The organism is Corynebacterium sp. HMSC063G05, from assembly GCF_001810555.1.
GTDB classification, from domain to species: Bacteria; Actinomycetota; Actinomycetes; order Mycobacteriales; family Mycobacteriaceae; genus Corynebacterium; species Corynebacterium jeikeium_D.
Map to the genome: position 1 here is coordinate 82546 of NZ_KV801846.1, position 13142 is coordinate 95687.

Sequence of the window (13142 nt, forward strand, 5' to 3'; positions counted from 1 at the left end):
TTGGTAGGTATGTAAAGACGTTGTTAGGACGTGTTTAGTACCACGTGCAAGATTGGGGAGGGGCTGGCGATTATGGGTCGGCAGGTAAGAGAAAACAGTGCTGTAACGGAGTCTGGATTGGTAGCAGGAAACGGTGCTAGAGCAGGAAGCGGGAACGCATTTTTCGCCCGCGCCCGCGTTACTGATTCCGATTTGTGCCCGTGTGGTGGGGGACTCTACGGGCAGTGCTGTGGCCCGCTGCACCGCGGTGAGCGGGAGGCGGTGACCGCAGCTGAGCTGATGGCAGCGAGGTACAGCGCTTACGCTGCCCACGAGGCGGATTACATCTGGCGGACGTGGCATCCGCGCTACCGCCCGGAAGTTATCAATGTCGATGACGGTGTGGAATGGGAAGGACTCACCATCATCAACGCTGTCGATGGCGGCGAGGATGACCGCGAAGGCATCGTGGAATTTGAAGCGGCTTTTCATGACCATGACGGTGTCGGTACGATGCACGAGCGTTCCCGTTTTGTTCGGCGTGCGCGACGTTGGGTCTACGTCGACGGCGAGGTCACGTACTCCTAAGCATCAGACTTGTTGTGCTTGCCGTGGCCGAATGGCAGCACGGCGACAATCGCCACAATGATTGCACCCCAGATGGTGCCGAAAATCAGTGAGCCGGTGGTATTGGCCAACCAGCCGAGGAAGCCGCCGGTAAACAGCTGCTCAAGGTTGTGGACCAGCTGGTAGGGGAGATGCCAGCCCAGCTCGTCGAGGCCGACCACCATGATGTGGCCACCGACCCACAACATGGCAAACGTGCCGATAATGCCGATCGTGTTCAGAACGATTGGCATGGCTTTGACCAGTGCCGTACCAAACTTGCTGATACCGGCTGACTTCTTGGACTGCAGGTGCAGGCCAATGTCATCAATCTTGACCAAGAGGCCCACCACGCCGTAGACCGCAAGCGTGATGATGAGTGCGACCACAATAAGAATCAGCGCGCGATTGAGCAGCGGCTGATCAGCGACCTCATTGAGAGAAATCACCATGATTTCCGCAGAGAGAATCAAGTCTGTGAAAATTGCAGACTTCACCAGCGAATCTTCATTCTGTGGTGTGCGGTTGGTCGCCGCCTCTATCCGCTCCTGCTCAGTCTGATCGGGAGAGATTCGGTGCTTAATCTTCTCCCAGACCTTTTCCATGCCCTCAAAGCACAGGTAGGAGCCACCGAGCATCAAAATCGGCGTCAGCGCCCAGGGCAGAAACTGACTTAGCAGCAATGCAATCGGCAGAATAATGACAATTTTATTGACCAAGGAGCCCTTGGCGATACGCCAAATAATCGGCAGCTCGCGTTTCGGCGAGACACCCTCGACGAATTTAGGTGTCACCGCAGCGTCGTCAACCACAACACCGGCGGCTTTAGCGCTAGCTTTGCCGGCCGCAGCCGCAATATCGTCTGTTGTTGCCGCTGCAGCACGTGCAATCGTGGCAACGTCGTCAAGCAGCGCGACAAGTCCGCCTGCCATAAAAACCTCCCGTATTGGAGGACGCGACCAGGAGCCGTCGTCGTACCAAAGAATTACCGGAGCAATTTTAACCGCTTTCCCGGATTGACTCTGTGTTGTCGGTAGGGCGTCGATGTCCGGTCGATAGTTCACGTGCTCCTCTGAACGTGGGCACGTGGCAAGATATAGGCCATGAACGCTTCCTTCTCCGAAATCTACCGACAGGTCAATGCGGACAACTCGGACAACGCTGGCACCGAGGCAGACACCAGCAATGACGCCCACTCCGAGGAACAGCAGCGCCCGGCGCGTCCCCGCATGGCACTGGTAGTCGTCGACGCTCAGAATGATTTTTCCGCGGGTGGCGCACTTGCCGTCGACGGTGCTGAGGCAGCGTACACCGCTACATATCTGCATGTTGCGGGCACAGCTAACAAGTACTCGGTTCTTGCGACCACCCGTGACAATCACATCGACCCAGGCACGCACTTCTCTGAAACCCCGGATTTCGTCGATACCTGGCCGAAACACTGTGTTGCAGGTACCCCGGGCGCAGAGATTCACCCCGGCATGCAGCGCGCCATCGCGTTTTTTGAGCAGCTCAACCCCGCTGCTGTGCGTATCGATGTCACAAAAGGGGAGTACGCCGCCGCCTACTCCGGTTTCGAGGGAACAACGGAGGCTGGCGTTTCGCTTGCCGACGCTCTCCGCGCCTCTGACATCGAAGAAATCGATGTGGTGGGAGTTGCGACTGACCACTGCGTCCGCGCCACAGTGCTCGATGGCCTCAAGGAGGGCTTTTCCGTTCGTGTTCTGAGCAATCAGGTCGCGGCGGTGGACCCGGAGCGCGGCAAGGCTGCACTAGCGGAATTGGCCGCGGCGGGCGCGACAGTGGTGTAGTGCTGCGACGCTGACCGTCAAACAATCCGCCTAGCCGCTTAGCTAGGCGCCTCGGCAGCTGCCTAGTTAAAAGTCACCATATCCAGGTCGACCTCGCGGAGGTGGCGGTGGTTGGACGCTGTTTCCACATAACGCCCTGCATGGGCGATGAAGCCCTCTGCTTCCTCGGCGGAGAGTTCACGACGCACCTTGGCGGGAACGCCTGCAGCCAGCGACCTGGGGTCGATAATCTGATCTTCCAACACCACGGCACCTGCAGCAATGAGGCTGCCAGCGCCGATACGGGAACGCGAAAGCAGGGTGGACTTCATGCCGATGAGGCAACCATTTTCAACCGTGGTGCCGTGGACCAAGGCCATGTGTCCGACGGTGACATCATCGCCGAGAATTGTGGGCACACCTCGGTCGACATGGACTGTGGAGTTGTCCTGAATATTGGTGCGCTGGCCGATGCGGATCGGTGCGACGTCTCCTCGGAGAACAGAACCGTAGAACACGGAGCTATCCGCACCGATTTCGACATCACCGATAATGACCGCGCCGGGCGCAATCCAGGCGCTGGAATGAATGCGTGGGGTCTTATCTTGGTAGGTGAGAATGAGCGGAGTGTTCATCATACAAACCAATATAACTGTCACCTGAGGTCAGCGTAAGAAAAATTCTCAGCGAAACTCTATTCGTCGAAGGGTGCAATTCTGCTTGGACGCGCCTACAGTGGGCGACATGATTTTTATCGTTGTGAATTACCAAGTTAAGCCGGAATTTGCCGACGAATGGATGGACCACGTCGCTGAGTTCACCGCTGCCACCCGCGCAGAGGCTGGCAACAAGTGGTTTGAATGGTCCCGCAGCGTAGAAGACCCCAACCAGTACATCCTCGTCGAGGCATTCGATGATGACGCTGGTGAAGCCCACGTCAATTCCGAGCACTTCGCCAAGGGCCTGGAGGCGATGAAGCCGCTGCTCGCTGAGACCCCGAAGATTGTCTCGCAGGTACTGCCAGATAAGCAGGACTGGGATCGCATGGGCGAGCTGCAGGTCGACTAATGTCCTCAGACACCATTCGCGATAGCGCAGCCGCTTCCAGCAGTGACACCTATTCTCTGATTGGGCGTGGCCTGCGTATTGGCTCCGCTGTGCTGGCCTCTGCTCTCGTCGTTGGTCTCAGTGCTTGTGGGGATAGCGATGAGGCAGCCCTGGAGGGTAGCCAAAATCAGTCAAGCCAGGAGCAGAGTGCTGTTGCCTCCACTGCCGCCATTCGGGATAACTTGGCTCAGCTGGCGGCAGATACTGCGGCGCTGAAGAAAGCATCGCAGACACTAATTGCAAAGGAATCGGTCTCGGAAGAGACTCGAAAGATTGCGCAGCAGGCGGAGCCAATCTTTGCTGAAGAGGAAGCGCAGCTAGTCAAGACTCTCGGCGTCGATGTTGATCCGTCGGAGACCAAGCTCGACACCGCCACCATGACTCGCCTCGAGAACGAGGAGGGGCCACACGCAGATATGGCTTATCTGACGTTGATGGAAGGCAGCCTGGATAAGATGCTCGGACAGTGGGAAGAGCTGGAAAAGCATGGCGGAAACGACCTGCAAGAGTTGGCACGCTCTTCTCAGCAGCAGCTGGAAGATATTCAGCAGGCGCTGGAAAAACGTATGCAGTACTAGCCGCTGCCCAAAGCTCGTGGGGGGGGGAAATTCAAGTAAAAAGTCCTGCAAAGCGTGCCCGGGGAACCGGGGAAGTGAGTAGCGTGTAAATAAAGCCAGTGCGCTGTGATCGTCGTCAAGCGAATGCGCACTCGGATGAAGCACAATGCTGGCTAATAACCCAGAGTAGAAGGTAGGAAAACACGCCAATGGCAAATAGTATCTCGCGAGTAGGTATCGTCGGCGCCGGTCAGATGGGCTCCGGAATTATTGAGGTCTGTGCGAAGGCCGGTAGCGATGTCAAGGTCTGGGAGGCCAAGGAGGAGTTCCTTGAGTCCGGTCGCGCCCGTATTGAAAAGTCACTGGATAAGGCCGTTTCCCGTGGTAAGCTAGAGCAGTCTGCACGTGATGAGATTCTGGGACGTATTAGCTTCACCACCAAGCTGGAGGACTTCGCTGACCGTGAGCTGGTCATCGAGGCCATCGTGGAGAACCCGGAAGTAAAGGCCAGCGTCTTCTCGCAGCTCGATGAGATTGTTGAGTCGGACGATGCCATCCTGGCTTCCAACACCTCCTCGCTGCCGATTCAGTCCATTGCCGCAGCCACCAAGCGTCCGGAGCGCGTCATGGGTCTGCACTTCTTCAACCCGGTGCCCGTTCTGCCTCTGGTAGAGCATGTCGTTACTCTGACGACCGGTGATGTTCAGTCGGAGCGTGCGTACGAGTACGCTTCCGAGGCGCTGGGCAAGACCGTCATTCGCGCTAAGGATCGCTCGGGCTTCATTGTTAACGCCCTGCTGGTTCCGTACATCCTCGGCGCTATCCGCATGCTGCAGGACGGCATTGCTACCGCAGAAGACATCGATGCCGGAATGGTCAATGGCTGTGCGCACCCGATGGGTCCGCTGACTCTGGCCGACATGGTTGGTCTGGACACCATCAAGTTCATTGCCGATGCCATGTTCGATGAGTACAAGGAGCCGACTTACGCGGCACCTCCGCTGCTCAAGCGCATGGTTGAGGCGGGTCACTTCGGCCGCAAGTCCGGCCGTGGCTTCTACGACTACTCCAAGTAGTCCACGCTTTTAGCCCCGTTTGGGGCGAGTATTGAATTCTTACCGGTTGACGGGCTTTTATCCCGCCAACCGGTTTCTTTTATGCATTTATCAGTGAAAATCCGGAGTCTGAGGGGGAAAGTTCCCACGATTGGCCCTAGCATTTTGAAAACTTGTTTCTTTTCAACGCGCCGAAACCTCACAGTGCGCTTAACATAAGTGAAGATTTTGTCAGACCTTGGCTTATAGAGCACTTCACAACTGGTGCCTCCCACGCAGCAATCTGGAAAGGAATGCTTCAGTGTCTTCTTTGAAGCCGCACAAGCGCACTGCAACACGTACTCGCGTCGGCGCTGCTACCGCAGCAATGGCAGTTGTAATGGGGCTTACACCGGCAACGGCCGTGGCAGCTCCGGTCAACCCGTTGGCCGAGCTCGGCAACCGCCTGGACTCTGTTTCTGATCTTCCAGCTAATGTGGCCGCTCCAGAGGGAATCAAGCTCCCCGGCGGTGGCTTCGAGGTCCCGGATTCCATCTCGCTGCCGTCATCTTCCGGTGAAAACACCGACCCGAATGCGCCGAAGCCAACCTCGTATCGCCCGGACCAGATTGCACGCGCGTACCCGTCGGATGCCGCCACCGATAACTGGTTCTACTTCTACGTTGTGCATCCTTTCGTGGAGCTGGAGAAGAACCACCCAGAGGTTATGGACCAGAACCTCGAAACGGTCGTCCGCATTAACAACGCTGCCAAGAATGAACCGCAGGCACAGGAACTCGCTCTTGATGACGACTACCTGGACCCACTGGCCAATATTTCCACTGCTTTCGGTGCAAACCTGGGCCAGCACTTCCGTGATGCCTACGACGAGGATCGCCTGCCGAAGGTAAAGGCCCTGCTGTCCGGCAACCTTGCTCGCGGCGGCGGTCTGGTCAGCTCGACCTTCTTCGAGAAGTACGTCTACGGCTACGATCGCCCGTTTGTGGTGGCGCCGGAGCGCATCGAGCGCTACTACCGCGAAGGTCAGGACGACCCGTACTCGACCACCCCGTCCTACCCGTCGGGCCACACCAACAAGGCTGCATGGACTTCAACCATGCTGGCTATGATGCTGCCGGAGGTTGCACCGCAGATTCAGGCGCGTGCGTCCGAGGCTGGTCATTCTCGCCTTGTCATGGGCGTCCACTACCCGCTGGACGTTATGGGCGGCCGCATGATGGGCAACCAGGCCGCAGCTGATCGTTGGGCAGACCCAGAGTTCCGCCCACTCATCGAAGAAGCCATGGATGAGCTGCGTACGGAGCTCGAGTACCGCTGTGGCGACACCATCGCCAACTGCGTTGCCAAGGACACTCCGTACATGAGCACCGCAGCTGCCGTTCAGCAGTACACCGAACGCATGACCTACGACTTCAAGCAGGTTGGCCCGGCTAACGAGCCAGTTGTTGTTCCGAAGCGTTACGCAGGTTTGCTGGAGACCCGCTTCCCGCAGCTGACTGAGGAACAGCGCAGCTCCGTCCTCGCTCAGACCGCAATCCCATCCGGCTACCCGCTCGATCGCACTGACGGTGAGGGCCAGCACGTTCGCATGAACCTGGCTCGCGCTCTGGCCGCCAACGTTGTTGTCAACGCCGACGGCAGCGTCACTGTCACCAACTAAAACGTCAACTACAAGCGCAGGGCCGCGTCAAGACGGTCCAGGGCCTCACCGAGGATTTCCGGGGAGGTCGCAAAGTTAAGCCGCACATGCCCAACCCCGCCTTCGCCGAATGCGAAGCCGGGGTTGAGTGCTATTTTGGCGTTTTCAACCAGCCACGCAGCTGGGTCCTCACTGTCAACACCAGGCACGTCACCCAAGTCCAACCACGCCAAAAATGATGCTTGCGGTGGGGTAAAGCGAGCCTGTGGCGCAAAAGTGGACAAACGTGTTCGCAGAGTCTCACGGTTGGTGCGCAGGACATCGACAAAATTGTCCAGCCAGGGCACGCCATCGCGGTAGGCGGCGGTGGCCGCGACGACACCAAGAATAGAAGCGCCTTCGCGAACAATGAAGGGCAGCTCCAGCCAGGTTTTGGCATCTTCGTCGTTAAAGATGATTTGCGCACACTTGAGGCCGGCGGTATTCCAGCCCTTCGAGGTAGCAGTCACCGTGATAGTCACGGCCGCCGCGGTATCCGACACCGACGCGGTTGGAGTGTGAGTGCCATCTAGAACAACTGGGCCGTGAATCTCGTCTGAGATAACGCGCGCACCAAAGCGAGCGGCTAAATCGGTAATCTCACGCAGTTTTTCGGGGGAGTAGGTAAAGCCGAGAGGATTATTCGGGTTACACAAGATCAGGCAACCGGCACCGTCGGCGAAGGCGCGTTCGAGGGCGCCGAGATCCGGGCCGTCGGCAAGCGTGGGAATGCACACTGTCTCGCGTCCCAGCGCGGGACCTACCTGGAAAAACGGCATGTAGGCGGGAGTGGGGACGACAATTGCGGAATCGGGGCGGGTGAAGCGTTCAACCGCGAGTGTGACACCGCGGACGACGTCAGCGACGGCAAAGATATTGTCGGGGTTCGGGCGCCATCCGTAGCGTTGTGCAGAAAAGTCCGCGGTTGCGGTCGTAAGCGCGGTGATGTCCTGCGAGAGGTATCCGAATTGTTCGCGCTGACACGCCTCGTCGATTGCGGCACTGACGGCAGGGCAGGTTGTGGCATCGGATTCGGCGATCCACAGTGGCAGCACGTCCGGTGAATATGCGGTCCATTTGACTGTCCTGCGGGAGCGGAGTTCATCGAGGGAGGGGAAAGTGACAGCGTTATTTACACTCATAGTTTCCGTGTATACAGAAAAAGCGGGAAGTCCGAAGACCCCTGCTTTAACCAGTAGCTACGGCCGCATCAGAAGCAGCCGCGGCAATGGCCAGCGCTAGGCCAGCCCCAGTGCCTCCTGAGCAGCTGGCAGGGCAGCTTCGCGATCAGCCTTGACCAGCCCCAGACGTGTGCGGCGATCGAGAATATCGTCGACGCTGAGAGCTCCCTCGTGCGTCACATGCCAGGCGAACTCGGCGCGGGTGACATCGAGACCCTCCGCTACCGGGTCGAGCGGTCGGTCGAGCGGACAGGATTCGATGACCTCGAAGGATTCGGCACCGTAGCGGTTAAACAGCGGCATCGGGATACGGCCGGCAGCGGCAGCGGTGCGAGCGCGGTCGAGCTCCTCTGGCTCGGAGCCCAGCACAGGGATGGTGCGGGTGGAGCACGGAGCAAGCGAAACACCGAGCTTTTCCGCAACCTTGTCCACGGTTTGCTCCGCCATTAGACGGTACTCGGTGAGCTTGCCCCCAGTAATGGAAATCAGGCCGTTCGGGGCCTCCAACAAGGCGTGCTCGCGGGAGAGGTCAGCGGTGTGTGCCTCGCCGGCGTCGATGAGCGGACGCAGGCCGGCGAAAGCACCGATGACATCGTCACGAGTGAGCGGAACCTCGAGTGCCTGGTTGATGACATCGAGCAGAAAAACGATGTCATCCTCCGGCACTTCCGGCTCGTCCGGAATCGGGCCCGGTGCATCCTCATCGGTCAGGCCAATGTAGACGCGGTTGTGCTCTGCGGGAAGGACAAAACAGAAACGGTTGGTGTGACCAGGAACCGGTACCGTCAGAGAGCCGGTAGGGTTGCCTAGCTTCGCGGCGTCAAGAACCAGATGCGTGCCGCGAGATGGGCGAATCTTGATGTTCGTCGCTAGGTTTGCGGCCCACACACCAGTGGCATTGACCACAGCGTGAGCCGGCAGCTCGAAGGAATCGCCAGTGAGCTCGTCGCTTAGTGTGGCGCTCGTTCCAGAGGCAGTCTCGCAGCGGACCCGGGTCAAGATAGTTGCACCGTAGCTAGCGGCGGTTCGAGCGATAGCGGTGACCAAGCGTGCGTCGTCACGCAGCTGACCGTCGTAGTTGACGTAGCCGAATTTCACGTCGCGCTTACGGACGGTCGGCGAAAGCTGGCTGACTCGGCGGGAACTGACAGTGCGGGACAATGGCAGGGTAGTGGCGGAGGTACCAGCGATAATGCGCAGAAAGTCACCGGCCAAAAAGCCTAAACGCGGCAAAACCCTGGTCAACGGTGCAAAGTTATCCATCACCGGTACAACCTGCGGCAGGTTACGCACTAGGTGCGGAGCGGTGACGTCGAGCAGCGCACCACGTTCAATAGCTGAGCGGCGAGCGATACCGACATTGCCGCTGGCAAGGTAGCGCAAGCCCCCGTGGGCGAGCTTCGATGACCAACGAGAGGTGCCGAAAGCTAGGTCCTTCGATTCGACGAGAACGGTCGTCAAACCCCTCGACGCCGCATCTAAAGCGATGCCGACACCAGTAATACCGGCGCCGATGACCAGCAGATCTGGGATGTCGCCCTTAACGGTCTCTTCGCGTAGACGATTCAAGTCCGCTTGCCGACGAGCCTTGTTCAAAACCGCAGCTGAGCGATCGCGCTGAGGAGCGTGCGTGGCAGTCATAGTCTTTCTTCCTCGACTTTCCCGAAGACGGTAATAGTGATGAAACTATCTGGCGTAAGTGATGAAGTTGTGGAGTGCGTAGTGAGTGTGAACTATTTCGGGCGTACCCCATTGCAAGGCGCTTAGAAATAGACTAAGTTGTTCATTATCAACGACCGGCACGGATATTGATTCAAGAAATCTTTCTTAGTTGCGAATCATTTCCCGGGATTACAAGGAAGGAGACACCTCGATGGCTATGCACCCAGCGTCCAACCGCTCTGAGTCCATGAACCGAGCTTTCGCTGCTATTGCACCATCGCTGCAGATGTGTTGCTGCTGTCTCCAGTCCGTGCCACCCCAGACAGGTCGTAACTAGAAAAGCACGCTTAGGTATTTAAAACGCCACGCTGTTTGCGGTCGCACGGACGAAATCGCACCGATTGAGCCGACCATCCCACTATCCGGGCATCTTCGCTTGGGATCCCAGGAAGAAGCGACAGCGACAATGACCGCAGCACTTGAATCTTTTACCCTTGACGATTACGTTTCACTGTTTATTTATGACGGCCCAACGTCGCCGGAAATCTACGCCAGCGAACTGGTCAGTCTAGCTCGCTAGCCGAAGCCGGCGGCAACAGGGTTAAATCATGTTGCCGTCGTAACGCTCTTCCAAGGAGCGCGGACCGGTAGCCAACTTGCCCGGGTTGAGGATGCCAGCAGGGTCGAGTTCGTCCTTAATTGCGCGCATGACCTTGGCGAACAACTCGGTGTTCTCCTCGTAGTACTGCGGGCTGTGATCCTGGCCAATGCCATGGTGGTGCGTGATGGTGCCGCCGAAGTTCATCATGGCCTCTGATGCCGCAGTCTTGATGTCCATCCACTGCTGGAGGATCTCGCCCTCGGTCTCGCGGAAGAAGTACGTGAAGTACAGCGAGCAGCCGGATTCGTACATGTGCGAGATGTGGCAGAAGACGTACACCGGGGTGCCGTGCTTCTCGCCAGCGGCTTCCATTGCGGAGGCGATTTCGCGGCGCAGTGTAGCGGCGTTATCCCAGGTGGTGGCGGTCTCCAGGGTGTCGACGCCGACGCGGCGAGTCATCATGACATCGCGCAGGTACGGCGAGGAGAAGCGGTGGTTAACCCAAGCCATGCCCGGGATGGAGCCCATGCGGACGCACTTCTTGGTCAGCAGGCGAGCGGCCAGGCGCTCACGGGTGACGCGGGCGCCGACCGGATCCGTCTGCGCAAAGCCAAGAATCACCATGCACGGGGTGTCGATGCCACGCAGCTTCAGGTACTTTGTGACCTTCTCGGACATGCTGGCGGAGCCCAGCTGAGTGAGGCCGAACAGCGTCTCCTTCTCGTCGGAGATGCGTGCTAGGTGCGGGATATTGCCGCTCTGCTCCAGTTTGCGCAGCTCCTCGGCGGCTTCCTCAAAGGAGTTGAAGAAGTAGGTGTCGAAGAGCATCTCCTTTTGTGGACGCTGATTCAGGGCAATCGTCACATGCGTGATGATGCCCAGGGTGCCCTCCGAACCCAGGAAAAGCTCACGCGGGTTCGGGCCGGATGCCGACGACGGCATGTCGCGGAATTCCATGGTGCCGGCTGGCGTGACGACGCGCATGCCAATCACGTTGCGGTCGATACGACCGTAACCAGAGGATTCTTGGCCTGCCGAGCGGCAGGAAACCCAACCGCCGACAGTGGAGTACTCGAAGGACTGCGGGAAGTGACCAGCGGTGAAGCCGGCCTTGGACAGCTCCTTTTCCAGGTCGGGGCCGAAAACGCCGGTCTGGGCGGTGACAGTGCCAGCGACTTTGTCGATGTCGATGATCTTGTTAAAGGCGGTCATGGACACTGCGATGGCCTTACCCATGCCTCCGTCAACAGCCTCCACGCCGCCGACGACCGAGGTGCCACCACCGAAGGGGACGACTGCAATCTTGCGCTCAGCGCATACCTTGAACAGGTCTTCGATGTGCTTTTCAGTTTTCGGTAGCACTACAGCATCTGGGGCGACATCGAGCTTGGCTGCGCGAAGGCGAACCAGGTCGGGGTAGGAGCGTCCGACCGCGTGCTTGACGCGGGTGTCGTGGTCGGTGGCGACGGCATCCGCGCCGACAACAGCGCCCAGGGCTTCGATATCCTCGGCGCTGAGGCGACTATTGGGGATAGTGACGTCGGCGATGTTGCGCGGCGGGTTGTTTGCGTCCAACGACATACCGATTTCGCGCTGCAGTAGCTTCTCGCTGGCCGTGGTGATTGGCTTGTCGTTGCCGTCAACACCCCAGCCCCACCAGCGCATGCGGTACGGAATCGTGAGCTTGTTAGACATCCTGAGCTTCTCCTTGGGCATCGGTGCTGCGAGTCTGAACTGCGGAATTATATGTAACTTGCGCGGAAGCACATCTTTACATCTTTTATTATAGCGGTATTACGTTACGTTTTCTCAAAAAATGTCAATCAATCTTGGTAAGCTTTAGTTAGATGCATTAACGCACTCCCATAAAGGCCAGTATTGACCGGTCAAAAGCCCACGTAAAAGTAGGTATTTCTTCGATGAACGCTAACGACAAGAATCTCAACTACCCGCTGGGAACAACTGAGATTCGTACCCTTGCTCTGGTCACTAACCCCCACGCGGGTCATGGCGCCTCGCAGATTGCGTCCGCCCGGGCGAGCCGGGTGTTCGCGGATCGCGGCATCGATGTCATCGCTCTCCAAGGTGCTAACCCCGACGACGCCCGCAAGCTCATTCGTGAGGTCATCGCCGACGGCCGAATTGATGCCCTGGCAGTCTGTGGTGGCGACGGCATGATTAACCTCGCACTGCAGGAGCAGGCACAGACCGGCATCCCCCTCGGTATTATCCCGGCCGGTACCGGAAACGACCACGGTCGCGAATACAATCTGCCGCGTGGCAATGCTCGCGATGCCGCTCACGTTATCGCCGATGGCTTCTGGACGACCACTGACCTCGGCCGCATCACCAATGAGGCAGGGGAGCAGCGCTGGTTCGGCACTATCATGTGTGCCGGCTTCGACTCGATTGTCTCCGACCGCGTCAATCAGATGACCTGGCCGCATGGCCGCAACCGCTACAACCTGGCTATCGTCCGCGAGTTCTTGGCTTTCCACTCGCTGCCATTCCGCATCACGCTGGATGACGATCGGGTTCTCGAAGATCCAATCACGCTGGCCGCCTTCGGTAACACCCGTTCTTATGGCGGTGGTATGAAGATTTGCCCGTCCGCAGACCACTCCGACGGACTGATGGACATCACTGTCATCGGCAAGGCCGGGCGCATTAAGGCCGCCCTGGCCTTCAAGTCCGTGTTCGACGGCACCGTTGAAAAAATCGGGGAGGTCAGCACCTACCGCGCCAAGAAGGCTTACGTGGAATACATCGGCCCGCCACGCCAGATGAACGCCTACGCTGACGGCGACCTCATGTTCCCGATGCCGGTCACCGTCGAAATTGTTCCGGGCGCTGGCCGCTACATCGTTCCCCGTCCGTAAAAGGGCGCAGGGGTGCCCGTCGTCAAGCGTTTCCTGCATGCTTGACG

The 13142-nt window shown here is 58.5% G+C and carries 12 protein-coding genes; 7 read left to right on the forward strand and 5 right to left on the reverse strand.

Annotated features, from left to right (window positions below):
- Window positions 1-117 precede the first annotated feature (117 nt).
- A complete protein-coding gene (locus HMPREF2751_RS04225; RefSeq protein ID WP_088611608.1) occupies window positions 118-567 on the forward strand; it encodes a YchJ family protein in 450 nt (149 codons plus the stop codon).
- Here the strand turns inward: HMPREF2751_RS04225 and HMPREF2751_RS04230 are convergent.
- A complete protein-coding gene (locus tag HMPREF2751_RS04230) occupies window positions 564-1517 on the reverse strand; it encodes a DUF808 domain-containing protein (protein ID WP_069359251.1) in 954 nt (317 codons plus the stop codon). The two genes, HMPREF2751_RS04225 and HMPREF2751_RS04230, sit on opposite strands and share 4 nt — an antisense overlap.
- A gap of 171 nt (window positions 1518-1688) precedes the next feature.
- Between HMPREF2751_RS04230 and HMPREF2751_RS04235 the strand changes: the two genes are divergently transcribed.
- Window positions 1689-2396 carry an isochorismatase family protein gene (locus HMPREF2751_RS04235; RefSeq protein WP_016423140.1) on the forward strand — a complete coding sequence of 236 codons (708 nt, stop codon included), beginning with the start codon at window positions 1689-1691 and terminating at the stop codon, window positions 2394-2396.
- Between the two features lie 62 nt (window positions 2397-2458).
- On the opposite strand, the gene HMPREF2751_RS04240 is transcribed toward HMPREF2751_RS04235, so the two are convergent.
- Entirely contained in the window at window positions 2459-3013 is a 555-nt protein-coding gene (locus HMPREF2751_RS04240) for a gamma carbonic anhydrase family protein (protein WP_005510604.1), read from the reverse strand.
- 106 nt (window positions 3014-3119) lie between these two features.
- Here HMPREF2751_RS04240 and HMPREF2751_RS04245 point away from each other — a divergent pair, with 106 nt between their 5' ends.
- The 4 genes from HMPREF2751_RS04245 to HMPREF2751_RS04260 all read left to right on the forward strand — a co-directional run bounded on the left by HMPREF2751_RS04245 (window position 3120) and on the right by HMPREF2751_RS04260 (window position 6754).
- Window positions 3120-3443: a putative quinol monooxygenase gene (locus HMPREF2751_RS04245; RefSeq protein ID WP_038629105.1), complete on the forward strand. Its 324-nt coding sequence runs from the start codon at window positions 3120-3122 to the stop codon at window positions 3441-3443.
- The gene (locus HMPREF2751_RS04250) at window positions 3443-4060 is read left to right on the forward strand and encodes a hypothetical protein (RefSeq protein ID WP_048732750.1); all 618 of its coding nucleotides are present in this window, start codon (window positions 3443-3445) and stop codon (window positions 4058-4060) included. The genes HMPREF2751_RS04245 and HMPREF2751_RS04250 overlap by 1 nt, the downstream gene beginning before the upstream one ends.
- Window positions 4061-4248: 188 nt before the next feature.
- Window positions 4249-5115 carry a 3-hydroxybutyryl-CoA dehydrogenase gene (locus tag HMPREF2751_RS04255; protein WP_005510660.1) on the forward strand — a complete coding sequence of 289 codons (867 nt, stop codon included), beginning with the start codon at window positions 4249-4251 and terminating at the stop codon, window positions 5113-5115.
- Between the two features lie 280 nt (window positions 5116-5395).
- Window positions 5396-6754 (forward strand): acid phosphatase, encoded by a 1359-nt coding sequence (locus HMPREF2751_RS04260; protein ID WP_070595537.1) that lies wholly within the window; start codon window positions 5396-5398, stop codon window positions 6752-6754.
- 8 nt (window positions 6755-6762) lie between these two features.
- On the opposite strand, the gene HMPREF2751_RS04265 is transcribed toward HMPREF2751_RS04260, so the two are convergent.
- From HMPREF2751_RS04265 to HMPREF2751_RS04275, 3 genes are all read right to left on the reverse strand, one after another.
- Window positions 6763-7914, reverse strand: coding sequence for a MalY/PatB family protein (locus HMPREF2751_RS04265; protein WP_049189383.1), 1152 nt, complete (start codon window positions 7912-7914; stop codon window positions 6763-6765).
- A gap of 96 nt (window positions 7915-8010) precedes the next feature.
- Window positions 8011-9594: a glycerol-3-phosphate dehydrogenase/oxidase gene (locus HMPREF2751_RS04270; RefSeq protein ID WP_049189384.1), complete on the reverse strand. Its 1584-nt coding sequence runs from the start codon at window positions 9592-9594 to the stop codon at window positions 8011-8013.
- Window positions 9595-10216: 622 nt separating this feature from the next.
- A complete protein-coding gene (locus tag HMPREF2751_RS04275) occupies window positions 10217-11911 on the reverse strand; it encodes an FAD-binding oxidoreductase (protein WP_083304404.1) in 1695 nt (564 codons plus the stop codon).
- Window positions 11912-12135: 224 nt separating this feature from the next.
- Here HMPREF2751_RS04275 and HMPREF2751_RS04280 point away from each other — a divergent pair, with 224 nt between their 5' ends.
- Window positions 12136-13095, forward strand: coding sequence for a diacylglycerol kinase (locus HMPREF2751_RS04280; protein ID WP_049189386.1), 960 nt, complete (start codon window positions 12136-12138; stop codon window positions 13093-13095).
- Window positions 13096-13142 lie beyond the last annotated feature (47 nt).

Coding starts and splice junctions, on each gene's coding strand:
- HMPREF2751_RS04235 (WP_016423140.1), top strand. CDS start 1,689: ATGAACGCTTCCTTCTCCGAAATCTACCGACAGGTCAATGCGGACAAC.
- HMPREF2751_RS04250 (WP_048732750.1), top strand. CDS start 3,443: ATGTCCTCAGACACCATTCGCGATAGCGCAGCCGCTTCCAGCAGTGAC.
- HMPREF2751_RS04270 (WP_049189384.1), bottom strand. CDS start 9,594: ATGACTGCCACGCACGCTCCTCAGCGCGATCGCTCAGCTGCGGTTTTG.
- HMPREF2751_RS04240 (WP_005510604.1), bottom strand. CDS start 3,013: ATGATGAACACTCCGCTCATTCTCACCTACCAAGATAAGACCCCACGC.
- HMPREF2751_RS04255 (WP_005510660.1), top strand. CDS start 4,249: ATGGCAAATAGTATCTCGCGAGTAGGTATCGTCGGCGCCGGTCAGATG.
- HMPREF2751_RS04275 (WP_083304404.1), bottom strand. CDS start 11,911: ATGTCTAACAAGCTCACGATTCCGTACCGCATGCGCTGGTGGGGCTGG.
- HMPREF2751_RS04245 (WP_038629105.1), top strand. CDS start 3,120: ATGATTTTTATCGTTGTGAATTACCAAGTTAAGCCGGAATTTGCCGAC.
- HMPREF2751_RS04230 (WP_069359251.1), bottom strand. CDS start 1,517: ATGGCAGGCGGACTTGTCGCGCTGCTTGACGACGTTGCCACGATTGCA.
- HMPREF2751_RS04280 (WP_049189386.1), top strand. CDS start 12,136: ATGAACGCTAACGACAAGAATCTCAACTACCCGCTGGGAACAACTGAG.
- HMPREF2751_RS04265 (WP_049189383.1), bottom strand. CDS start 7,914: ATGAGTGTAAATAACGCTGTCACTTTCCCCTCCCTCGATGAACTCCGC.